The sequence below is a fragment of the Pseudomonas sp. DL genome (assembly GCF_047199225.1).
GTDB classification, from domain to species: Bacteria; Pseudomonadota; Gammaproteobacteria; order Pseudomonadales; family Pseudomonadaceae; genus Pseudomonas; species Pseudomonas aeruginosa.
Window position 1 is genome coordinate 4154914 of record NZ_CP178323.1, and the last position, 22224, is coordinate 4177137.

The window sequence follows — 22224 nt, forward strand, 5'->3', positions numbered from 1 at the left end:
TTGTAAAAATGCAGCTGCGCGGGCATGGAGCGAGGACTCTAGCAAGTCGCCCTTCGAACGTATGCGCAGAAAATTCTGAAAACGCTGTCTGACCAGAAGTGGTTCTGTCGGGACCTGCTGCCGTCTCACTCAGGCAGTCAAGCGACTGTCAAGCCATACTCGCAACGCTACTGAACGTGCCGAGCCGCATGGTCTTGGCCTGTTAGGACCAAGGCCCCATGCCGGCGGCAGGACAAGGCGCACGACGTCTGATCGGCGCCGGGCCCATCGCTGCCGCTACTCCCCGTCGCCATGCCCCAGAGCCGCCCGGTACTTCACCGCCGCCGCGGTCCGCGACGGCACGTCCAGTGCCCGCAGCAGCGACGACACATGGATGCGCACCGTGTAGTGGGAGATGTCCAGGGCGCGGCCGATCTCCTTGTTGCTCTTGCCCTGGGCCAGCAGGCGCAGGACATCCAGCTGGCGCTCGGTGAGCCCCTCCAGGCGCGGGCTGGGCTGCAGCGGCAGGAGACCGGAGGGTTCGTAGCGCACCAGCACTTCCCCGGCGCGGATGGCCAGAATCGCCTGGCCGAGTTCCTCGGGCGCGATGCTCTTGCCGAGGAAGCCGTCGGCCCCTGCATTCATCACTTCGCCGATGAGCTGCGGGTCGTCGACCATCGAGACGACGATCAGGGTGGTGCGCGGGAACTGGCGGCGCAGGTCGGCGAGCATCTCGATGCGGGTCAGGCCGGGGAAACGCAGGTCGAGGATCAGCGAATCGGGCTGCTCGCCTTCGCCAGCCAGGCGCAGGACCCCGGCGAGATCGCCGGCCTCCTCGATCCTGGCCTCGGGCAGCAGGCGCTGGAGGATACTCAGCATGCCCTCGCGAAACAGCGGATGATCATCGGCGACGATGATGCGGCCAGTCATTCTTGTAGTCTCCAGGAGTCGCAGTTTCCGCCGCGCATGCTACCTTAGCCCGCTACCGCCGCGCCCACCCTTCGTCCGTCTTCGTGACGAAGGGGGCGAAACAGAGGAAAAGGCGCGCGGCGCTCCCATGCACACGGAGGTGCACATGAAGTTCGAGAAGAATACCGAGCTGGACCAGGCCAACCTGCGACTGATCGTGGCCACCTGCGCGATTCTCTACGTGGTGCTGATCGGCCTGCTGCCCGGCCTGAAGGTCGAGACCTACCTGCCGATCGTTGCCTACTACGGCCTGTTCCTGATCGCCTCCATATTGCTGCGCCAGGCCATCGTGCGCTGGCCGGGGCACTACCCGGCGCGGCGGATCTTCTGCATGCTGCACGACTACGCCGGCACCTCGTTCGGCCTGATCGTGGGCGGCGAGGCAGCGCTGCCGCTGTACGCGGTGATGGTCTGGATCAACCTGGGCAACGGCATGCGCTACGGCTCGCGCTACCTGGCCATCGCCACCGCCCTGGCGCTGCTCGCGCTACTGGTCATCTATCGACTGACCCCGGCCTGGCAGGCTCAGCCGTTCATGGTGCTGATGCTGATGACCACCAGTACCGTCATTCCCTTCTACGCGCACCTCCTGCTGGAGCGCACGCGCAAGGCCACCGAGGAAGCGTTGCAGGCGAACCAGGAGAAATCGCGCCTGCTGGCCCAGGCCAGCCACGACCTGCGCCAGCCGATCCACTCCATCGGCCTGTTCACCGCCTGCCTGCGCGACGCCCGCCTGGGCGACGAGGAACGGCGCCTGGTGGACAACATCGACCGCTCGCTGCTCAACGTCTCGCAACTGTTCCGCTCCATCCTCGATCTCTACACCCTCGACAACGGCCGGCTCCAACCCAAGCAGGAGAACGTCCACCTGGGCGAGTTGCTGCGCGACCTGGTCCGGCGCAACGCCGAAGCGGCGCGCTGGGCCGGGGTGGAACTGCGCCTGCGCCCTTGCCGCCTGTGGACGCGAACCGATCCGGGGCTGCTGTCGACCATGCTGCAGAACCTGCTCTCCAACAGCCTCAAGTACGCCGCCGAGCGCCCGCTGCTGATCGGCGTGCGGCGGCGAGGCGACGGCCTGGCCGTAGCCATCTACGACCAGGGCAGGGGGATCGCGGAGGAACACCTGCCGCGGGTGTTCGAGGAGTTCTACCGGGTACGCGAGACGCGCGACCGCGACGTCGAGGGAATCGGCCTGGGGCTGTCCATCGTCCGCCGCCTGGGGCAGTTGACCGGGATCGAGGTGACGCTGCGCTCGCGGGTCGGACGCGGCACCGCGGTGACCCTGCACGGCCTGCCGGCGGTCGCCGCGCAAGCCCTGCCCCGCCGCGACGATCCCCTGCAGGCCGGCCTGCTCACCGGCTTGCGGGTGTGCCTGGTGGAAGATGATCGCAACGTCCTGCGCGCCACCTCGGCGTTGCTCGAACGCTGGGGCTGCACGGTCCAGGCGGAAACCGAGGCGGACGGCTGGCGAACCGATTGCGACATCCTCGTCGTCGACTACGACCTCGGCCCCCACGCCTCCGGCGTCGAGTGCATCGAGCGGGTACGGCGGCAACGCGGAGAGGCGATACCGGCGCTGGTGATCAGCGGCCACGACATCGAGCGTATCCAGGCCAGCGTCGAAGACACCGACATCGCCCTGCTCTCCAAGCCCGTGCGCCCCACGGAATTGCGCGCCACCCTGCGCGCCCTGCGCGAGCGCCCGGTGGCCGCCAGCCACGCTTCCTGAGATAAGGCAGGTCGAGGAACGCAGGCCTACGGCGGGCCGTACTTGATGCCAGCGCAGCCGTGGGACAGCAGCAACTCGCCGTCGTCGGCCTCGAACTGGGTGATCCGCTTGCTCTTGTCGACGGTGACGGAAATGATGCAGCGATTGGGGTGGTTGACGGTATCCCAGTAGTTGGTGTTCACCATCACGTTGCCCTGCATCTCCGAGCTGGAGCCCACCACTTCATAGCGGGAATAGCTGGTGTCGGTGTACCACTGCATCACCACCTGCGAGCCGTCAGCGGTGCGCTCCATGTTCTGCGGCGTACCGAAGAAGGCTATCGCTTCCTCGGCGGAACGGCCCTTCCACTGGCTGCGGGCGTAGACCTCGGGCAGCGTGTCCATCTGGATACAGCCGCCCAGGGAAAGCGACGCCAGTAACGGCGCGATGAATATCCGGCGCATGGGTTGACTCCGTGTCTAGGGGTTCTTCGGCGGGTTGCCAGGCAGCAGGTCGAAGGTTCGCAGGCCCGGCGCGGCGTCCTGCCCGGACGCTTGCGCGCGGTTCGCCTGCTCGGCCACGGCCATTCCGCTCTGTGCGCCGACGGGTTTCCTCGACGCCGCAAGCGAACGCCCACCGGCAGAGAACGACTCGCGCGCCGGCTCGTCGCCGCTGCCGAAGCACCACCAATCGCTGGCCTCCGGGCCGGTGGCGAGTACGGATTGCCGAGTCATGGTTCCTTCCAAGTCGCGTGCGTCCTGCACAACCGGTTTCCGCGAAACGCGGGGATCAAGGGCGGGACTATAGCGTCGCGGCGAAGAAGCTCGAATAGCACAGAGGTACTATTTTCTCGGCTCGTCCGATCGGGAAGTCACCTGCGGTGAGTTCCGGTCGAAGCTGCGCCATTCCATCGACCAACTCTGCGCCCCGGAAAACGCTGGATGCGTTCCCCTGCTTTCTCGGTCTCCAACAGCACCCTCGCGACCGAACACTGCACGGCCATGGCTGGAAGACAAGTGAAACCAGCCACTTGCTTAAATACCTAAGGGAAAGAACATCCTACCGGAAAATCGGCATGGGAGGTGTGAACCTTATTCAGGACGGGACAGAGGCGAAAAAAAGCCCGGCGCAAGCGTCGGGCCAAGCCAATCGGACAAGCGTCCCGAGGGATAGAACACAGGAGCGGGTATCTCGGAACGAGCCGATTCTGCATGTCTGGACAAATCCCCCGCTGCCGGGCGAGGCTGATGACCGAGTAGGAATCTTCCTCGCCTGGAGCCAGCCCTTTCCTTTCGCCATTTCTCCACCTCGCCGCGCGACGCCGGGATGACGCGACGCGGTCCAAGGGGCATGATCCACCCATTCGCCACCGGCTTTGCTTCCCGACCCAAGGAGTCCGCGATGTCGTCCGCCCAACTGCTAACCGCGCAACAACTGGCCGCCCGCCTCAGCGAACCCGACCTGCTGGTCCTCGACTGCCGTTTCGCCCTCGAAGACCCGGCCTACGGCGCCCGCGTCTATCAGGAAAACCACATTCCCGGCGCGCATTTCGCCGACCTCGAACGGGATCTTTCCGCTCCCGTGCGCAAGGGCGTGACCGGTCGCCATCCGCTGCCGGATCCCGCCGAGCTAGCGCTCAAGCTACAAGCCTGGGGCCTGCGCCAGGATAGCCAGGTGGTGCTCTACGACGACGGCCCCGGCGCATTCGCCGCCCGCGCCTGGTGGCTGTTGCATTGGCTGGGCAAGCGCGATGGGGTCTACCTCCTCGATGGCGGCCTGGAGGCCTGGAAGGCTGCGGGGCTGGCACTGACCAATGGCGAAAGCAGCCTTCGACCCGGCGATTTCCAGGGCCAGCCCGATGCCTCGCTGCTGATCGACGCCGCCACCCTCCAGGCCCAACTGGGCCAACCCGGACTGGCGCTGCTCGATGCTCGCGCGCAGCCGCGCTTCCGTGGCGAAGTCGAGCCCATAGATCCGGTCGCCGGGCACATTCCCGGTGCCCAGTGCGCCGCCTTCACCGACAACCTTGGCAGCGACGGCCGCTTCCTTCCGCCGGAACAATTGCACCAGCGGTTCTCCGCCCTGTTGCGCGGTCGCCCGGTGGACGAGCTGGTCGCCTACTGCGGCTCCGGCGTCACCGCCTGCCACAACCTGTTCGCCCTGAGCCTCGCCGGCTTCCCGCTTCCGCGCCTCTACGCCGGCTCGTGGAGCGAGTGGATCACCGACCCGCGCCGCCCGGTCGCCACCGGCGACTGACGACGCCATACGCTCGGACGCGGCTTACGCCGCGTCGGGCAGCTTCCTGAAGTAGTCGAGCAACTCCTTCTGCAACGCCTCGTTGCGGAACAGCCCGAAATGCCCGACTGCCCCCTCGGCCCGTCCCTTGCGACGCAACTCCAGGTGCGCCGCGGCATAGACCTGGTGAAGCTTTTCCGCCGCAGCCCACGGCACGTAGTCGTCGTCCTCGAACAGGAAGCTGGCGACGGGGATGTCCAGCGCCTCGTAACCCTGCCGCTGCAATCCGAAGCGCGGTGCCAGGAGGTAGTCCGGCTGCCGCACCCAGCGCGCCCAGTCGCGCATGAAATGACTCGGCATATCCAGGCTGCCGAGGCCGAAGAAACGACTGGGAAAGCGTCGGAGCAGTCCGGTCAGTAGCGGCACCGCCACGCAGAACAGGCCGAACATCTGCCAGCGTTGCCTGCCTCGCCAGCGCCTCCAGTACGGAAACGAACCGGCGACGAACGCGGCGCCGCTCAATCCGCTGGCCTGACCAGCCAGACCGAGCAACTGCGCGCCGATGCTGTGGCCGACGAAATAGCGCGGTAGCTCCGGCGCGCGCGCTCGGCACCAGGCCAGCGCCGCATCGATGTCCTCGCGTCCCCAGTCGGCCAGGCGATAGCTAGCCACGGCAGGGTCGTCGCCTTCGCTGCCGCGGTAGCTGAACAACAGCACCTCATAGCCGGAAGCCGCGGCCAGGACGGCGAAGCGCTGGTAGAAGGCGCGCCTGACGCCGAGCGCGCAGGCCACCACGATGCTCCCCTGCGCATCGCCGACGGCCGGGAAGTGGTCGCCGGCCAGGCGCACACCGTCACGGCAGGCGATCTCCACTGCGGTACTCATTCGCTCTCTCCTTTGCCGTGCGGGTTCGAGCAGCCGGGACGGACGCAATGCTCGACGGATCGCCAGGCGTGCTAGCATGAACATACCGACGGTATGTAAGAAGGCAACAGTATGAATGTCAAGAGCAGGCAGCAGGAAAATGCCGAGGCGACCCGCGAGGCGCTGCTGGAAAGCGCCCTCTCCGCCTTCATCGAACATGGCTATGGCGGCGTCTCCATCGACGCCATCGCCCGCGAGGCGCGCGTGACCAAGGGCGCGTTCTACCACCACTTCGGCAGCAAGCAGGAACTGCTCGCCGAATGCTACGAACGCCAGGTACGGACGATCGCCGAGGACCTGGACAGGGTGCCGGCGCATGTCGACAAGTGGGCGGAGGCCGCCGCACTGGCCGAGGCCTTCATCGACAGCGTGATGGCGCGCGGCAAGCGGCAACTGTCGCTGCAGGAGGTGATCACGGTCGTCGGCTGGGAGCGATGGAAACGCATCGACTCGCGCCACACGCTGCGCTACGTCGGGCGCCTGGTGGACGAACTGGCGGCCAGTGGCGAACTCAAGGACTACCGCCGGGAAACCCTGGTCGGCCAGCTCTACGGCTTCCTTACCCAGGCCGCGATGAGTCTTCGCGATGCACGCAACAAGCGGCAAGCGGCCAATGAAGTGAAAGCCATCATCCGCGACTTCCTCTACAGCCTGCGCAGGGGCTGAGAATGCCGCCCAGCACAAGCGAAGCAAGGACGCGCCGGTTTAATTTCCAGCGGGCATATCAGCTGTTCTCTAAAGCTGGAAACAATTTAAAAACAGTCCTTTACAGCTGACTTGTTTCACTACACTTCAAATCAAGCGGCTAAGTCCGCTATCGGCGGGGCCATCGGAATAGAAGCTGCCAAACTGCCCGGCCCCGCCGATCCACCTTGCGCGAGGCCGTCATGGGTATTTCCGCCAACGATCTTTGCCAGCACGTGATACGCCCGACCCTGGACTACCTGTCCTGCCACAGCCCCGCCGCCGAAGCGCTGCTGCTGGGCGCGGCGGCCTGCCAGTCGGCGCTGGGGAGCGCCCTCGACGACCGCCGTGGCCACGGCCTGTACCGGATCGCCAGCGAACGCCACCAGCAGCTCTGGGACCAGTACCTGGCGCTGGACCCGGAGCGCGCCAGCCGGGTCCGCGGCCTGGCCAGCCAGCATGCCTTCCTCGCCGCGCCGCACCTGGAACTGACGGTGAACCTGCGCTACAGCACGGCCATCGCCTGGTCGCTGGTGGAAGCCGCGCGACTGCCACTGCCCGACCAGCACGACCACCTCGCCCAGGCTCGCGTGTGGCGCCAGGTATTCCAGCCGCACGGTCGCCTGCACGAGTTCATCGACGCCTGGCAACGCTGCATCGGCAGCCTCAGCCAGGTCGCCTGACGGCGAATGGAAAAATCCCGCGTCCGAAACAGACCAACCGGTCAGAAAATTTTTTACATACAGACACGAACGGTTGCGCTACCTTCGCTTCACTGGCACCGGAGCCAACCGCTCTGTTCCGCACCCTGCGGAACTTCGGAACACTGGCGCCGGTCTGGGAATCTTGGTAGTTTGCGCGCCGTTATACACAGGAGTTGCTCCAACAATGAAAACAATATGGTTTAAAACCTCTCTCGCACTGACCATTAGCGCTGTCTCCACCTACACCCTCGCCAACGGCATCGCCATCAACGAACAGAGCGCCAGCGGCGCCGGCACCGCCTACGCCGGCCGCGCCTCGTCCGCGCTCGATGCCAGCACCATCTACGGCAACCCGGCCGGCCTGTCCAAGCTGAAACGCACCGAAGTCAGCGGCGGTCTGGCCATCGTCAAGGCCAAGGACGACATCAGCCAGGCCCACAGCACCGCCCAGGGCAGCAACAAGGGCGACTCGGTACCGCTGGCCGCCGTACCGTTCGGCTACTTCTCCACGCCGATCAACGAAGATTTCACTTTCGGCCTGGGCATCTATGTGCCCTACGGCATCATCAACGATTACGAAAACGGCTTCATGGGCAGCTCCCACGGCTCCTATAGCAAGGTGCAGGTGATCACCGTGCAGCCGACCATCGCCTGGAAGATCAACGACAAGGTTTCCGTCGGCTTCGGTCCGACCTTCAACCGCATCGACGGCCAGTTGAAGAACACCCTGGCCACCAATGGCCTGCTCGGCAGCAACGGCGATACCAAGATCAACATCAAGGGCGACGACACCGCCATCGGCTACAACGTCGGCGTGATGGTCGACCTGACCGACGACACCACCTGGGGCCTGACCTACCACTCCAAGGTCAAGTACCACCTGGGCGGCAACACCGAAGTGAAGAACGCTCCGGGTGCCCTGGGCCTGAACGGCAAGTACGATGCCAAGCTGGACATCACCCTGCCGGAATCGGTGGATACCTCCATCACCCACAAGTTCGACGACAAGTGGACGGGCTACCTGGGCGCCGTCTGGACCCGCTGGAGCCGCCTGGAGAAGATCGAGGTGCGCAACAGCGGCGTACCGGCGCTCGGCCAGGCCCTGGGCTTCAACACCATCGGCGAAGACCTGAACTGGCGCGACACCTGGTCCTTCTCGGTAGGTACCTCCTACCAGGCCACCCCGGAGTGGGTGCTGCGCACCGGCTTTGCCTACGAGCCGTCGCCGACCTCCAACGAGGACCGCAACGTGCGCATCCCGGTGGGCGACCGCAAGGTCTTCACCGTCGGTGCCGGCTGGTCGCCGAACCAGGACCTGACCGTCGACGTGGCCTACGCCTACCTGTGGGAAACCACCGCCGGCGTCAACCAGGAAGGCAGCGCCCTGCAGCCGGCCTACAGCGCCAAGTACGACAACAGCGCGCATGGCCTGACCGCCCAGGTCACCTATCGTTTCTGATCACACGCGCCAACGAAGAAGCCGGGCAATGCCCGGCTTTTTCATGCCTGGCCGACCCTCAGGGCTGGCTGGCGATGGCCTTCTCGATGGCGGCCTGGAGCTGCGGATCGTCCGGGGTGGTCTTGCTGGAGAACTGCGCGACCACCCTGCCCTGGCGATCCACCACGTACTTGTAGAAATTCCAGCGCGGCGCCTGGCCGCTCTGCTCGGCCAACTGGCGGAACAACGGGATCGCCTCGTCGCCGCGCACGTGCTGCGGCTGGGTCATGGCGAAGGTCACGCCGTAGTTGCCATAGCAGATCTTCGCGGTCTCGGCGGTATCCGCGGCTTCCTGCTTGAAGTCGTCGGAAGGTACCCCGAGCACTTCCAGGCCCTGCCCCTTGTAACGCTGGTAGAGCGCCTCGAGCCCCTTGAACTGCGGGGTGAAGCCACAGTGGCTGGCAGTGTTGACCACCACCAGCGGCTTGCCGGCGTAACGCTGGCAAAGATCGATGCTTTCCTTGGAACGCAGCTTGGTCAACTGGCCCTGCAACAGTTCCGGGCAATCGGCGGCCCAGCCGCTCAGCGGCAGCCCGGCGAGCGCCAGGACGGACAACAGCACGCGAGGTTTCATGGAATGGCTCCTTGGCGACGAATGTCCCAGCTTACCCTTCCCCGCGCCTATCGCCACCTATCAGCATGCGCCCATGCCCAGTTCCAGCAGCGCCAGTCCGCCACGCTGCCAGCCCCACCAGGCGAGTCCCAGCAGCGCCCCGGCGGCGAGCAGCCAGGCCAGCTTCACGCCGCGCCTCCGGCCACCTGCAGGCGCGCCACCGGACGCTCGCGCACCGGCCAGTTGAGCAGCGCCGCGAGCAGGCTTAGCAGGATCGACAACTGCCAGACAAGGTCGTAGCTGCCGGTGCGGTCGTAGACCACCCCGCCCAGCCAGCCGCCGAGGAAGGCGCCCAACTGGTGGAAGAGGAACACGATGCCGCCGAGCATCGACAGGTTGCGCACGCCGAACAGGGTCGCCACGGTGCCGTTGGTCAGGGGCACCGTGGACAGCCACAGCAGCCCCATGGCCACGCCGAAGGCGTAGGCGCTGTAGACGCTCAGCGGCAGCCAGAGGAACAGCACGATCACTACCCCGCGCACCAGGTACAGCGCGGTCAGCAGGCGCGGCTTCGACCAGCGCCCGCCGAGCCAGCCGGCGATGTAGGTGCCGAACACGTTGAACAGCCCGACCAGCGCCAGCACCGTGGTGCCGACCTGCGCCGGCAGGTGCTGGTCGACCAGGTAGGCCGGCAGGTGTACGCCGATGAACACCACCTGGAAGCCACAGACGAAGAAGCCCAGCGCCAGCAGCCAGAACCCGGAATGCGCGCAGGCCTCGCGCAGCGCTTCGCCGAGGCTCTGTTCATGGCCCTGCGGCGGCAACGGGCGATCCTTCATCAGCCCGGCCAGCGGCACGATCAGCGCCACCAGCAGGCCCAGGGCGAGCAGGGCCGAGGACCAGCCCAGCCAGCCGATCAGGGCGAGGGTACCGGGCAGCATGGCGAACTGGCCGAAGGAGCCGGCCGCGCTGGAGATACCCATCGCCATGCTGCGCTGCTCCGCCGGCACTGCGCGGCCGACGGCGCCGAGGATCACCGAGAACGAGGTGCCGGAAAGGCCCAGGCCGATCAGCAGGCCGGCGCTCAGCGACAGCCCGGTGGCCGACTGCGAGAGTCCCATCAGGACCAGGCCGAGGGCGTACAGCAGGCCCCCCACCAGCACCGCCCGCGCCGCGCCGTAGCGGTCGGCGAGCGCCCCGATGAACGGCTGGGCCAGGCCCCAGACCAGGTTCTGCAAGGCGATGGCGAAGGCGAAGACTTCGCGGCCCCAGCCGAAGTCGGCGCTCATCGGCGCGAGGAACAGGCCGAAGCCATGTCGCACGCCGAGGGACAGGGCGAGGATCAGGGCTCCGGACAGCAGGATCCAGAAGGCGGCACGCGGCATGGGTCGCTCCATCTACGGGTATATACCCGCTTTATCGTGAACGAAGCGCCTCGGCGAGAGGCTTCGTCGGTTGTCAGTCCAGTCGCTCCAGTTCCACCAGCAACGCCGCCAAGGCGCCGCTGCGCTCCTCGCCAAGGCGCCCGGCGAGACGCCGCTGCGCGTCTTCCCAGGCCGGCGTTCCGCGCTCCAGGGCATCCAGCCCGGCAGGCGTCAGCTCGACCAGGCGGTTGCGCTGGTCCTCGCCACCGGTCAGGCGCAGCAGGCCGTCGCCTTCCAGCACCCGCAGGTTGCGACCGAGGGTGCTGCGGTCGAGTCCCATGGCTTCGGCGAGTTCGGAAATGCTCGGCCGGTCCAGGCGCCGCAGGTGCCGCAGCAGGGAAAACTGCGCCACCTTGAGGCCGGTATCGGCCAGCGCCTCGTCGTAGAAGCGGGAAACGCTGCGGGCGGCGCGACGCAGTTTGGTACAGAGGCATTGGGTCGGTAGCATGAATGCGTGTATATACCCGTACCTCTCGTCGGTCAAGCGGATTGTCCGAACTGCCAACGCCGTCTGTTGCCCCTGCCAAGGCCGGACGCCGGGCGCTGGCCTATAACTCGCGCTGTCAGCGGCGACCGGGAGCACCCGGCGCCCTCCATCCATCGCCGAGGTAGCCATGCCCGTTTACAAAGCCCCGCTGCGCGACACGCGCTTCCTGCTCAACGAAGTCTTCGATTTCCCCGAGCATTACCGCAACCTGGTCAACGGAGCCGAAGCCACGCCGGACATGGTCGATGCGATCCTCGGCGAATGCGCGAAGCTCTGCGAGGAAGTGATCGCCCCGCTCTACCACAGCGGCGACGAGGAAGGCTGCCACCTGGAGAACGGCGAAGTACGGACGCCGAAGGGCTACAAGGAAGCCTACGAGGCCTATGTCGCCGGCGGCTGGCAGGGCCTCTCGCACCCGGTGGAGTACGGTGGCCAGGGCCTGCCGATGAGCCTCGGCGCGCTCAAACAGGAGATGATGGGCACCGCCAACTGGCCGTTCTCCATGTATCCCGGCCTCTCCCTCGGCGCGATGAACACCCTGATGCAGCACGGCACCGAGGAACAGAAGCAGACCTACCTGGTTCCGCTCACCGAGGGCCGCTGGGGCGGCACCATGTGCCTCACCGAGCCGCAGTGCGGCACCGATCTCGGCCAGGTGAAGACCCGCGCCGAGGCCAACCCCGACGGTAGCTACGCCATCAGCGGGACGAAGATATTCATCTCTTCCGGCGAACACGACCTGACCGAGAACATCGTCCACATCGTCCTCGCCCGCCTGCCGGACGCACCGAAGGGCACCCGCGGCATTTCCCTGTTCATCGTGCCCAAGTTCCTTCCCGGCGAAGGCGGCGCGCTCGGCCCGCGCAACGGCGTGAGTTGCGGCGCGCTGGAGAAGAAGATGGGGATCAAGGCCTCGGCCACCTGCGTGATGAACTTCGACGGCGCCACCGGCTTCCTCATCGGACCGCCGAACAAGGGCCTGGAATGCATGTTCACCTTCATGAACAGCGCCCGCATCGGCACCGCCATCCAGGGCGTGGCCACCGCCGAGCTGGCCTACCAGGGCGCCCTCGCCTACGCCCGCGAACGCCGCTCCATGCGCGCGCTCTCCGGGACCAAGGAACCCGACCAGGTCGCCGACAGCCTGATGCACCACGGTGACGTGCGGCGCATGCTGCTGACCCAGAAAGCCATCGCCGAAGGCGGCCGGGCGCTGGTCTACCTGGCCACCCAGTACGCCGACCGGATGATCCAGGGCATCCTCAGCAACGACGACGCCGAGTACGAACGCTGGGACGACAAGCTCGGCTTCCTCACGCCGATCCTCAAGGGCTGCCTGACCGAACTCGGCCTGGAAAGCGCCAACCTCGGCATGCAGGTGTTCGGCGGCCACGGCTATATCCGCGAACACGGCATGGAGCAGATCGTCCGCGACGCGCGGATCGCCACCCTCTACGAAGGCACCACCGGCATCCAGGCCCTCGACCTGCTCGGCCGCAAGGTCCTGCTGATGACCCAGGGCAAGGCCGTGCGCGACTTCACCAGGGGCGTGGCCCGGTTCGCCGTCGACCTGCTGAAGAACGAGCCGCGCATGCGCGGCCGCGCCCTGGTGCTGCTCAAGCTCTGCGCCCAATGGAACCTGCTGACCCTGCGCATTGCCCTCACCGCGCGCAAGCAACGCGATCTGGTGAGCACCGCCAGCCACGACTATCTGATGTTCTCCGGCTACGCCACGCTGGCCTATTCCTGGGCCCTCCAGGAAGCCGCTGCGCGCCGGCGACTGCGCCAGGGCGGCAGCGAGTCGGCGGACTTCTACAAGGCCAAGATCGCCACCAGCGAGTTCTACTTCGCCCGCCTGCTTCCGCGCGCCAAGGGCCACGCGGCGGCAATGGCGAAGCCGACGGGTTCGATCATGGACCTGAAGAGCGAGCACTTCGCCTTCGACTGAGGCGACCACCCGCAGCGCGCGCCAGCGGAGCCTCAGTCTCCGCTGGCGCCAGCCGGGGTCAGCAACAACGCACGAACGTCGTCGAGCATCGAGTCCCACTCCTCCTGGCCAATGTCCATCAGGCGGAAGTAGCGCAACATGAAAGCGCCCTCCACCGCCAGGAACGCCAGGCGCGCACGGCGTCCCTCAGGTGCGGACAGGTCCAGGCCTTCCAACCGGCTGCGATACCACTGGTTGCTCCCCTCCAGGTGCTCGGGCGTCTGGATCAGCGCCGCCATCAGCGCCGCCGCCTTGCTGCTGGACAGCTCGTCCGAACGCTGGGTCGCCTCGGCATGTGCGCGAACCCGCGTCAGTGGCGTCGGCTGCTTCCCTGCCACCGCTTCGAACAGGCTGTCGTAGGCCTTGCCCCAGCGCTCGAAGATCGCGTCGATCAGCGCATCCTTGGTACCGAAGCAGTACTGCACGCCGCCCTTGGTAATGCCCATTTCCTTCGCCACCGCATCGATGGTCAGGCCGGCCGCGCCTTCGCGGGCGATCACCGCCTCGGCGGCATCGAGCAACTGGTCACGGTCGATCGTTCGTCGGCGTCCCATGGCTACCTCTTGAGTTTAAATCCATACGTATGTATTTATATTTTCACGCGCCCGCCCGTGGCGCGCAATTCCCGTTATCCACGGCGAGCGATGAACCGTTCGCCACAGAGGTTATCCCATGTTCCGGCAGAACCGCTGGCTGGTCCTGGCCATCGTCTCCAGCGCCCTGTTCCTCATCATCATCGACATGACCGTGCTCTACACGGCCCTGCCGCGCCTGACCCACGACCTCGGCGCGACGGCCGCGGAGAAACTCTGGATCGTCAACGCCTATCCGCTGGTGGTCGCCGGCCTGCTGCCCGGCGCCGGCTTGCTCAGCGACCGCCTTGGCCACAAGCGGCTGTTCCTCGCCGGCCTGCCGCTGTTCGGCCTGGCCTCGCTGTGCGCCGCCTTCGCCCCCAGCGCCGCGGCGCTGATCGCCGCCCGCGCCGGGTTGGCGGTGGGCGCGGCACTGATGATGCCGGCGACCCTGTCGATCGTCCGCCATGTCTTCCAGGACGAACGCGAACGCGCCCTGGCCATCGGCATCTGGGCCTCCGTCGCCTCTGCCGGCGCGGCGCTGGGGCCGGTGGTCGGCGGCGTGCTGCTGGAGTTCTTCTGGTGGGGCTCGGTGTTCCTCATCAACGTCCCGGTGGTGGTCGTCGCTTTGTTGCTGGCGCTGCCGGCCATCCCGGCCTGCGGCGGCCAGTCGCGGCGCCCATGGGACGCCCTCGGCTCGCTGCAGGTGATGTTCGGCCTGGTCGGGGTGGTGTATGCGATCAAGGAACTCAGCACACGCGCCCCGGACTTCGGGCTGGCCGTCCTGGCCGCGCTCGGCGGCATGCTCTGCCTGTACCTGTTCGTCCGCCGCCAGCGCCGCGCCCGCGAACCGATGATCGACTTCGCGCTGTTCCGCAACCGGCGCTTCGCCCGCGGCGTCGCGGTGGCCCTGGTGGCGACCATGGCGCTGGTCGGCATGGAACTGGTGTTCAGCCAGCACCTGCAACTGGTGCAGGGCCTGACGCCGCTGAAGGCCGGCCTGTTCGTCCTGCCGATCCCGCTGGCCTCGCTGGTGGTCGGGCCGCTGGCCGGCTGGCTGGTGCCGCGCTGGGGCGAGAACCGGGTGATGTGCGCCTCCCTGCTGCTCGGCAGCGCCGGATTGCTCGGCCTGGCCCTGTCCTACCAGTCCGTCACCGGAGCGCAACTGGCCAGCCTGGTGCTGCTCGGCGTCGGCTTCGGCGGCGCGATGACCGCCGCCTCCACCGCGGTGATGCTCAACGTGGACGAACAGAGTTCCGGAATGGCGGCCGCCATCGAAGACGTGTCCTACGAATTGGGCGGGGTGATCGGCGTGACCCTGCTCGGCAGCCTGATGAGTTTCGTCTACGGGATGTCGCTGAGGCTGCCCTCGGCCGAGCTGCCGGCGCGGGTCCGCGACAGCCTCGACGACGCCCTGTTGGTCGCCGAGGGCCTGGCGCCGGAGGTCGCGTCGCGGCTCGTCGAGCTTGCCCGGCAGGCTTTCGACCAGGCCTTCGTCGCCGTGCTGCTGGCCGCCGCCGCGCTGCTCTTCCTCAGCGCCATGGCGGTCCTGCGCCAGCCGCGTCCGGCTACAGAGCCAGCGCCACCAGCACCGCACACTCGGTAAGTTCGACCAGCGCGCCGGCGGTGTCCCCGGTGGTGCCGCCGAGGCGCGCGAGGAAACGGCTGCGCAGCCAGGCGAAGAGCATCAGCGTCACCAGCAACGCCAGCAGGCCGGCCAGGCCGAACGCCAGGGCCAGGCCGAAACTCACCCCCAGCACCCACGGCAGGCTGCGCGCCGGCAGGTGCTCGGCGATGGCCTGGCCGAGGCCGCCGGGGCGCGCGTAGGGCGTGGTCAGGAACAGCAGAGGCAGGCTGCTGCGCGCCAGCCACGGAGCCAGCGGCAACAACCCGGCCTCGCCCTGGCCGAGCAGCGCCGCCAGGGCGGAGAACTTCAACAACAGGACCAGTACCAGGACCACCACCGCCACCGGGCCGCTGCGCGGGTCCTTCATGATCGCCAAGGTCCGCTCGCGGTCGCCCAGCCCGCCGATCCAGGCGTCCGCCATGTCGGCCAGGCCGTCCAGGTGCAGCGCGCCGCTCAGCGCTACCCACAGGCTCAGCAGCAAGGCTGCCTGCAACAGCGGCGGCGTACCGTCGAGCGACCGCGCCGCGGCGTACAGCACGACGCCGATCAGCACCCCGACCAGTGGATAGCAGAGCACCGCGCGGCCGAACTGTTCCGGCGTCGGCATCGCCGACAGGCGCACCGGCAGGCGGGTGAGGAACTGCAAGGCGACCAGCAGTGAGCGCAAGGCTTCGCGCATGGCTATTCCCCTTCCCGGCATTCGTGCCAGCGATCGTCGCCCTCTCCGGCGCGCAGGCCGAACAGTGCGCCATGACCGACGTCCACCTGCAGCAAGTGCTCGCGCGGCAGGCCACGGGCGCGAGCGAGCAACAGACGGATGACGCCGCCATGGGTCACCAGCAGCACACGACGGCCGGCATGACGCTGGCGCAGGCGTCGCTGGGCGGCCAGCACCCGCGCCTCGAACTCGGACAGCGGCTCGCCGCCCGGCGGGGTAAAGGCGTAGGGATCGGCCCAGAAGCGGCCGAGCGCCTCGCTGTGGCCGTCCATCAGGCTGGCCGCCGAGCGCCCCTCCCAATCGCCGAAATGCAATTCGCGCAGATCATTTTCCAGTTCCAGCTCGATCCCCTGGCGCTGCGCCAGTTCCTCGGCGAAGGCGCGGCAACGTTGCAATGGCGAGCTGACCAGCAGGTCCCAGCGTCCGCCTTCCACCGCCGTGCGCATCTGCGCCCAGCCACGCGCGGTCAAGGCGTCGTCGAGGCTGCCGCGGAAACCGCCGACGGACTCGGTTTCGCCATGCCGCAGGAGGTCCAGGCGCAGGCTCATGCCGGGCGGTCCGAGACCGCCGCTTCGGCGAAGGTCGCCATCCCCGCGTGCAGCGCGCAGGCCTGGCGCAGCAGCGGCACCGCCAGCGCCGCGCCGCTGCCCTCGCCCAGGCGCAGGCCGAGGTCGAGCAGCGGTTGCGCCGCCAGGGCTTCGAGCACATGCCGATGGCCCGGCTCGGCACCACTGTGGGCGAACAGCAGCCAGTCGCGGCAGGCCGGGTTCAGGCGCACCGCGCAGAGCGCCGCGACGCTGCAGATGTAGCCGTCGATCAGGGCGACCATGCCTTTCTGCGCGCAGGCCAGGTAGGCGCCGGCCAGCGCGGCGATCTCCAGCCCACCGAGACGGCGGAGGGTTTCGAAGGGGTCGGCGCGATGGGCGCCGTGCAGGGCCAGGGCGCGCTCGATCACCGCGGTCTTGTGTGCCACGCCGCTGGCGTCCAGCCCGGTTCCCGGCCCGACCAGCGCGCTCGCCGGCGCATCCAGCAGCGCGCAGGCCATGGCCGCCGCCGCGGTGGTATTGCCGATGCCCATCTCGCCGCCGATGAACAGCTGGCTGCCGGCCTGCTCGGCGCGGCGCACGCTTTCGCGCCCGGCCTCGAGCGCCAGCAGGCACTGTTCGGCGCCCATCGCCGGGGCCTCGACGAAGTTCGCGGTACCCGCCGCCAGGCGCAGGTGGCGCACGCCGGGCAAGGCTTCCAGGGGGACGGCGGTGCCCAGGTCGACCACCTCCAGGCCGGCACCGAGTTCGCGCGCCAGCACGCTGATCGCCGCGCCGCCGTGGACGAAGTTGCGCAGCATCTCGCCGGTGACCGCCTGCGGATAGGCCGAGACGCCCTCGGCGACTACCCCGTGGTCGCCGGCGAAGACCGTCACCCAGAGCCTCTCCAGGCTCGGTCGTTCGCGCCCCTGCAACGCCGCCAGGTCGATCGCCACTTGCTCCAGGCGGCCCAGCGAGCCGCGCGGCTTGGTCAACCGGTCCTGGCGTTCGGCCGCGCGCCGGCGCATCTGCGGGTCCGCCTCGCGGCAGGTGTCGCGCCACCATTGCAGACTCATAGCGGTTCTCCTTTCAACGGCATGGGCAGGCCGGCGACGGTGAAGGTCACCCGCTCGCAGCGTTCGGCGATGGCCTGGTGCAGCCAGCCGGCCTCGTCGACGTAGCGCCGGCTGAGTTCGCCCAGCGGCACCACGCCGAGCCCGGTTTCGTTGCTGACCAGGATGATCCGTCCCGGCAGCGCGCCGAGACATTCCAGCAGTGCCTCGCGCTCGCCGTCGAGACGCAGGGGATCGTCGCAGAGCAGCAGGTTGGTCAGCCACAGGGTCAGGCAGTCGACCAGCAGGCAGCGTCCGGGCTCGGCCTCGCTGCGCAGCGTCGCCGCCAGCGCCAGAGGCTCCTCCAGGGTTCGCCAGTGGGCCGGGCGGCGCGCGCGGTGCTCGGCGATGCGCCGGCCCATTTCGCCGTCGCCGGCCTGGGCGGTGGCGATGTAGCTCACCGCCAGCCCGCTCTCGGCGGCCAGGCGCTCGGCCAGGCGGCTCTTGCCGGAACGGGCGCCGCCAAGGATCAGGTCACGCATGGGGTTCTCCGCAGAGGGCGAGCAATCGCCCGGTATCCAGGTGGCGCTCGACCAGGTCGGCGAGCCGCTCGATGTCGCGTTCGCGCAAGGCCTGGTAGTCCACCGCCTGGACCTCGCGCAGGCCGGCCCAGCGCAGCAGCGCCGAACAGGCCGCGGTGGATTCGAACAGGCCGTGCAGGTAGGTGCCCATGACGTTCCCGTCGACGCTGCGGGCACCATCCGCGCGGCCATCGTCGAGCACCACCGCCGGCCGCGCCAGGGCCTCGCCACGAGTGACCCCTGCATGGATCTCGTAGCCCGACAGCGGCGCGTCCTCCAGGCTCAGGCGGCCCTGTACGTTGCGCAATTGCTTGTCCGCCTCCAGGGTCGTTTCGAACGCCAGCAGGCCGAGGCCAGCGCTGCTGCCGGCCGCGCCTTCCAGGCCGAGCGGATCGTGCAGGCGCTCGCCGAGCATCTGCAGGCCGCCGCAGATCCCCAGCAGGCGGCCGCCGTAGCGCAGGTGGCGAAGGATCGCCTCGTCCCAGCCGCGCTCGCGCAGCGCCGCGAGGTCGGCGCGCACGCTCTTCGAGCCGGGCAGGACGATCAGGTCCGCCGGCGGCAGCGCCTGGCCGGGGCCGACGAAGCTCAACTCGACCTGGGGATGCAGGCGCAGCGGATCAAAATCGGTGTGGTTGCTGATCCTCGGCAGCACCGGCACCACCACCTTCAGGCGCGGCCCGACCTTGGCCGCCTGGCGCGTGTCGATGGCGTCCTCCGCCTCCAGGTGCAGGTCGCTGACATAGGGCAGCACGCCGAGCACCGGCTTGCCGGTGCGCGCCTCCAGCCAGTCGAGGCCGGGTTGCAGCAGGGCGATGTCGCCGCGGAAGCGATTGATGACGAAGCCCTTGACCCGCTCCCGCTCCGAGTCGGAGAGCAGTTCCAGGGTGCCGACCAGGTGGGCGAAGACCCCGCCGCGGTCGATATCGGCGACCAGGATCACCGGGCAATCCACCGCTTCGGCGAAGCCCATGTTGGCGATGTCGTTGGCGCGCAGGTTGATCTCCGCCGGCGAGCCGGCGCCCTCCACCATCACCACCCGGTAGGCGGCGGCGAGCCGCCCATGGGAAGCCAGCACCGCTTCCATCGCCACGCGCTTGTAGTCGTGGTAGGCGGCGGCGTCCATGCTGGTCACCGCGCGGCCATGGATGATCACCTGGGCGCCGATGTCGGTGTTCGGCTTGAGCAGCACCGGGTTCATGTCGGTGTGCGGCGCCAGCCGGCAGGCCTGGGCCTGGACCGCCTGGGCGCGGCCGATCTCGCCGCCGTCGGCGGTGACCGCGCTGTTCAGCGCCATGTTCTGCGGCTTGAACGGCACCACCGCGACGCCGCGCCGGGCCAGCCAGCGGCACAGCGCGGTCACCAGGGTGCTCTTGCCGGCGTCCGAGGTGGTGCCCTGGACCATCAGGGTCCGCCCGCGATCACTCATGAGCAGGCTCCTTGAAGCCGAGCAGCGCGGCATCGAGCCGGGCCCAGGCGGCCTCGTCGGCGGGCAGGCCGAGGCGCAGGCTGGCCGGCTGCTCGAATTGGCGGGTGAGGATGCCGCGCCGCGCCAGGTAGTCGTGCAACGCCGCGCAGCGTGGATCGACCAGGCGCTGGAACAGCGCGCTGCCGCCCGCCGGCGGCCAGCCGTGGCGGCGCAGCAGTTCCTCCAGGCGCTGGCTGGCGGCCAGCAGGCGCTCGCGCTGCTGGCGCTGTTGCTGGCGGTCGCGCAAGGCACTCTGGGCCACATGGCGCACCGGGCCATTGACCGTCCACGGACCGAGCTGCTCGGCCAGCGCCTGCAACAGCGGCCGTTCGCCGAGGGCGAAGCCGAGCCGCGCACCGGCCAGGCCGAAGAACTTGCCGAACGAGCGCAGCACGATCAATCCGGGCCGGTTGCTACAGGCCGCCAAGCTCGACTGCGGGGTGCAGTCCATGAACGCCTCGTCTACCAGCAGCCAGCCGCCGCGACGTTGCAGGCGGGCATGCCAGGCCAGCAGCTCGGCGGGCTCGAAGACCCGCCCGGTGGGGTTGTTCGGGTTGACCACCAGCAGCACGTCGAGGCTGTCGAGATAGGGCTCGACCTCGGCCTCGCCGATCTCCCGCACCAGGTGCCCGGCCTGGCGCCAGGCGTGGGCGTGCTCGGCATAGCACGGCGACAGGACGCCGACCCGCCCGCCCCGCCGCAACCTTGGCAGGGCCTGGATCGCCGCCTGGCTGCCGGCCAGCGGCAATACCCGTTCGGCGCCGTAGTAGAGGCAGGCGGCGGCTTCCAGGCCGTCGTCGCTCTCCGGCAGGCGGGTCCAGGCCTGCTCGGGGATCGCCGGCAGCGGAAACGGCCAGGGCGCGATGCCGGTGGACAGGTCCAGCCAGTCCGCCAGCGGAATGTCGTAGCGGCGCGCCGCCTCGCGCAACCGCCCTCCGTGTTCAAGCATGCAGCCACCCCATGGCCCAGAGTCCGGCCAGCACCAGCAGCCAGAGCAGCACGCCCTGGCGCACCAGCGCCAGGGCCCGATAGATGTCGCGGCCCTGCGGCTGCGGGCCGCTGCCGAGGAGCGGCCGCTGGTGCAGCTCGCCGTGGTAGATCGCCGCGCCGCCCAGGGAAACCCCCAGCGCACCGGCGCCGGCGGCCATCACCGGGCCGGCGTTGGGGCTGTCCCATTGCGGCGCCTGCTCGCGCCAGCAGCGCAGGGCCTGGCGGGTGTCGCCGAGCAGCGCGTAGGTCAGCGCCACCAGCCGCGCCGGCAGGTAGTTGAGGATGTCGTCGATCTTCGCCGCGGCCCAGCCGAAGCGCTCGAAGCGCGCGTTGCGGTAGCCCCACATCGCGTCCAGGGTATTGCTCAGGCGATACAGCACCACCCCCGGCGCGCCGGCCACGGCGAACCAGAACAGGGCGGCGTAAACCGCGTCGCTGCCGTTCTCCAGTACCGATTCGGTGGCCGCGCGGGCGACCCCGGCCTGGTCCAGTTCGCGGGTATCGCGGCTGACCAGGTAGCCGACACGTCGCCGCGCCTCGTCCAGGTCGCCGGCGCGCAAGGCCAGCGCCACCGGTTCGGCGTGCTCGCCGAGGCTGCGCAGGCCGAGCGCGGCGTACAGCGCCAGGGCCTGGACCAGCCAGCCGAGGTAGGGAAGTTCAGCGAGCGCCCAGGCCAGCAGGGTCAGCGGCAGTACCGCGAGGACCCAGGCGGTCACCCCGTGGCTGCGCCAGCCGACCCCGGGATCACCCTCGCCGGCCAGGCGCGAGCGGTTGAAACGGCGCTCCAGGCGCTCGGCCAGGCGGCCGAAGGCGACCAGCGGGTGCCAGCCCTGCGGCTCGCCGAAGCGCGCATCCAGCGCCACGCCGAGGATACCCAGCAGTGCGCTCATGCTCGCTCGCCCCAACGGTTCTGGTAGACCAGCTCGGCCAGCGGACGCGGTTCGCTCCAACCCTCCAGCGCCAGCATCGGCGCCGGGTAGAACTCCGCCACCGGGCCCAGGCAGAGCACCGCCACCGCCTCGCTGCCGGGCGGCAGGCCGAGCAACTCGCCCAGCGCGGCCGGATCGAACAACGATACCCAGCCCATCCCCAGGCCCTCGGCGCGACTGGCCAGCCAGAGGTTCTGGATCGCGCAGGCGAGCGACGCCAGGTCCATCTGCGGCAGGGTCCGGCGACCGAACACATGGCGTTCGCGGTCGTCCATCAGGGCGGCGACCAGCAGTTCGGCGCAATCCAGCACGCCCTCGACCTTGAGCCGCATGAACTCGTCGGAGCGCTCGCCGAGGGCTTCGGCGGTACGTCCGCGTTCCTCCTCGACCAGCCCGTGGATGGCCCGGCGCAACGCCGGCTCGGTGATACGGATGAAGCGCCAGGGTTGCATCAGGCCGACGCTGGGCGCCTGGTGCGCGGCCTCCAGCAGCCGCGCGAGCAGCTCCGGCGCCACGCTGCCGCCGCTGAAGTGGCGCATGTCGCGGCGCTCGGCGATGGCCCGGTAGACGGCGGCGCGTTCCGTGGCGCTGAAGGCGTGAGAAGAATCGGACAT

23 protein-coding genes are annotated in these 22224 nt (G+C 68.7%); 7 read left to right on the top strand and 16 right to left on the bottom strand.

Annotation, left to right across the window (positions count from 1 at the left end; translation table 11 throughout):
* Nucleotides 1–276: 276 nt before the first annotated feature.
* The gene (locus ACI766_RS19265) at nucleotides 277–909 is read right to left on the bottom strand and encodes a response regulator (RefSeq protein WP_003449647.1); all 633 of its coding nucleotides are present in this window, start codon (nucleotides 907–909) and stop codon (nucleotides 277–279) included.
* A gap of 145 nt (nucleotides 910–1054) precedes the next feature.
* Between ACI766_RS19265 and ACI766_RS19270 the strand changes: the two genes are divergently transcribed.
* Nucleotides 1055–2677: a two-component system sensor histidine kinase gene (locus ACI766_RS19270; RefSeq protein ID WP_014603138.1), complete on the top strand. Its 1623-nt coding sequence runs from the start codon at nucleotides 1055–1057 to the stop codon at nucleotides 2675–2677.
* A gap of 26 nt (nucleotides 2678–2703) precedes the next feature.
* Here the strand turns inward: ACI766_RS19270 and ACI766_RS19275 are convergent, their stop codons facing one another.
* On the bottom strand, nucleotides 2704–3120 hold the full coding sequence (locus ACI766_RS19275; protein ID WP_003082897.1) for a hypothetical protein: 417 nt from the start codon (nucleotides 3118–3120) through the stop codon (nucleotides 2704–2706).
* Nucleotides 3121–3135: 15 nt separating this feature from the next.
* Nucleotides 3136–3390, bottom strand: a complete 255-nt coding sequence (locus ACI766_RS19280; RefSeq protein ID WP_010792040.1) for a hypothetical protein — start codon at nucleotides 3388–3390, stop codon at nucleotides 3136–3138.
* Between the two features lie 667 nt (nucleotides 3391–4057).
* On the opposite strand from ACI766_RS19280, the gene ACI766_RS19285 reads away from it, so the two are divergent.
* A complete protein-coding gene (locus ACI766_RS19285; protein ID WP_087823845.1) occupies nucleotides 4058–4912 on the top strand; it encodes a sulfurtransferase in 855 nt (284 codons plus the stop codon).
* A gap of 24 nt (nucleotides 4913–4936) precedes the next feature.
* On the opposite strand, the gene ACI766_RS19290 is transcribed toward ACI766_RS19285, so the two are convergent.
* Nucleotides 4937–5776, bottom strand: coding sequence for an alpha/beta fold hydrolase (locus ACI766_RS19290; protein ID WP_003116035.1), 840 nt, complete (start codon nucleotides 5774–5776; stop codon nucleotides 4937–4939).
* Between the two features lie 111 nt (nucleotides 5777–5887).
* Here ACI766_RS19290 and ACI766_RS19295 point away from each other — a divergent pair, with 111 nt between their 5' ends.
* From ACI766_RS19295 to ACI766_RS19305, 3 genes are all read left to right on the top strand, one after another.
* Entirely contained in the window at nucleotides 5888–6481 is a 594-nt protein-coding gene (locus tag ACI766_RS19295) for a TetR family transcriptional regulator (protein WP_003082643.1), read from the top strand.
* Between the two features lie 221 nt (nucleotides 6482–6702).
* Nucleotides 6703–7182: a hypothetical protein gene (locus ACI766_RS19300; RefSeq protein ID WP_003082640.1), complete on the top strand. Its 480-nt coding sequence runs from the start codon at nucleotides 6703–6705 to the stop codon at nucleotides 7180–7182.
* Between the two features lie 205 nt (nucleotides 7183–7387).
* The gene (locus ACI766_RS19305; protein ID WP_003082638.1) at nucleotides 7388–8662 is read left to right on the top strand and encodes an outer membrane protein transport protein; all 1275 of its coding nucleotides are present in this window, start codon (nucleotides 7388–7390) and stop codon (nucleotides 8660–8662) included.
* Between the two features lie 58 nt (nucleotides 8663–8720).
* Here ACI766_RS19305 and ACI766_RS19310 read toward each other — a convergent pair whose 3' ends face one another.
* From ACI766_RS19310 to ACI766_RS19320, 3 genes are all read right to left on the bottom strand, one after another.
* Complete coding sequence (locus tag ACI766_RS19310; RefSeq protein WP_003082631.1) at nucleotides 8721–9275, bottom strand: glutathione peroxidase; 555 nt, start codon at nucleotides 9273–9275, stop codon at nucleotides 8721–8723.
* Between the two features lie 164 nt (nucleotides 9276–9439).
* Nucleotides 9440–10639, bottom strand: coding sequence for an MFS transporter (locus ACI766_RS19315; protein ID WP_033937740.1), 1200 nt, complete (start codon nucleotides 10637–10639; stop codon nucleotides 9440–9442).
* Nucleotides 10640–10712: 73 nt separating this feature from the next.
* Nucleotides 10713–11162 (bottom strand): MarR family winged helix-turn-helix transcriptional regulator, encoded by a 450-nt coding sequence (locus ACI766_RS19320; protein ID WP_077143901.1) that lies wholly within the window; start codon nucleotides 11160–11162, stop codon nucleotides 10713–10715.
* A 130-nt stretch (nucleotides 11163–11292) separates the two neighbouring features.
* On the opposite strand from ACI766_RS19320, the gene ACI766_RS19325 reads away from it, so the two are divergent.
* Nucleotides 11293–13113: an acyl-CoA dehydrogenase C-terminal domain-containing protein gene (locus ACI766_RS19325; protein WP_003109278.1), complete on the top strand. Its 1821-nt coding sequence runs from the start codon at nucleotides 11293–11295 to the stop codon at nucleotides 13111–13113.
* A 32-nt stretch (nucleotides 13114–13145) separates the two neighbouring features.
* Here the strand turns inward: ACI766_RS19325 and ACI766_RS19330 are convergent, their stop codons facing one another.
* Complete coding sequence (locus tag ACI766_RS19330; protein ID WP_003163469.1) at nucleotides 13146–13706, bottom strand: TetR/AcrR family transcriptional regulator; 561 nt, start codon at nucleotides 13704–13706, stop codon at nucleotides 13146–13148.
* A 118-nt stretch (nucleotides 13707–13824) separates the two neighbouring features.
* Between ACI766_RS19330 and ACI766_RS19335 the strand changes: the two genes are divergently transcribed.
* Nucleotides 13825–15330: an MFS transporter gene (locus tag ACI766_RS19335; RefSeq protein ID WP_003158255.1), complete on the top strand. Its 1506-nt coding sequence runs from the start codon at nucleotides 13825–13827 to the stop codon at nucleotides 15328–15330.
* Here the strand turns inward: ACI766_RS19335 and ACI766_RS19340 are convergent.
* From ACI766_RS19340 to bluB, 8 genes are read right to left on the bottom strand one after another with little or no spacing between them, the layout of a single operon-like run.
* Nucleotides 15293–16030 (bottom strand): adenosylcobinamide-GDP ribazoletransferase, encoded by a 738-nt coding sequence (locus ACI766_RS19340; protein ID WP_003082605.1) that lies wholly within the window; start codon nucleotides 16028–16030, stop codon nucleotides 15293–15295. The two genes, ACI766_RS19335 and ACI766_RS19340, sit on opposite strands and share 38 nt — an antisense overlap.
* A gap of 2 nt (nucleotides 16031–16032) precedes the next feature.
* Nucleotides 16033–16617, bottom strand: coding sequence for an alpha-ribazole phosphatase family protein (gene cobC / locus ACI766_RS19345; protein ID WP_087823844.1), 585 nt, complete (start codon nucleotides 16615–16617; stop codon nucleotides 16033–16035).
* Nucleotides 16614–17669 (bottom strand): nicotinate-nucleotide--dimethylbenzimidazole phosphoribosyltransferase, encoded by a 1056-nt coding sequence (gene cobT, locus ACI766_RS19350; protein ID WP_087823843.1) that lies wholly within the window; start codon nucleotides 17667–17669, stop codon nucleotides 16614–16616. The genes cobC and cobT overlap by 4 nt, the downstream gene beginning before the upstream one ends.
* A complete protein-coding gene (cobU, locus tag ACI766_RS19355) occupies nucleotides 17666–18187 on the bottom strand; it encodes a bifunctional adenosylcobinamide kinase/adenosylcobinamide-phosphate guanylyltransferase (protein WP_023114115.1) in 522 nt (173 codons plus the stop codon). Before cobU ends, cobT begins: the two co-directional genes overlap by 4 nt.
* The gene (locus ACI766_RS19360; RefSeq protein ID WP_023114114.1) at nucleotides 18180–19652 is read right to left on the bottom strand and encodes a cobyric acid synthase; all 1473 of its coding nucleotides are present in this window, start codon (nucleotides 19650–19652) and stop codon (nucleotides 18180–18182) included. Before ACI766_RS19360 ends, cobU begins: the two co-directional genes overlap by 8 nt.
* Nucleotides 19645–20640, bottom strand: a complete 996-nt coding sequence (gene cobD, locus ACI766_RS19365) for a threonine-phosphate decarboxylase CobD (protein ID WP_003133501.1) — start codon at nucleotides 20638–20640, stop codon at nucleotides 19645–19647. Before cobD ends, ACI766_RS19360 begins: the two co-directional genes overlap by 8 nt.
* Complete coding sequence (cbiB, locus tag ACI766_RS19370) at nucleotides 20633–21571, bottom strand: adenosylcobinamide-phosphate synthase CbiB (protein ID WP_003449457.1); 939 nt, start codon at nucleotides 21569–21571, stop codon at nucleotides 20633–20635. The genes cobD and cbiB overlap by 8 nt, the downstream gene beginning before the upstream one ends.
* Nucleotides 21568–22224, bottom strand: coding sequence for a 5,6-dimethylbenzimidazole synthase (bluB, locus tag ACI766_RS19375; protein WP_003082592.1), 657 nt, complete (start codon nucleotides 22222–22224; stop codon nucleotides 21568–21570). Before bluB ends, cbiB begins: the two co-directional genes overlap by 4 nt.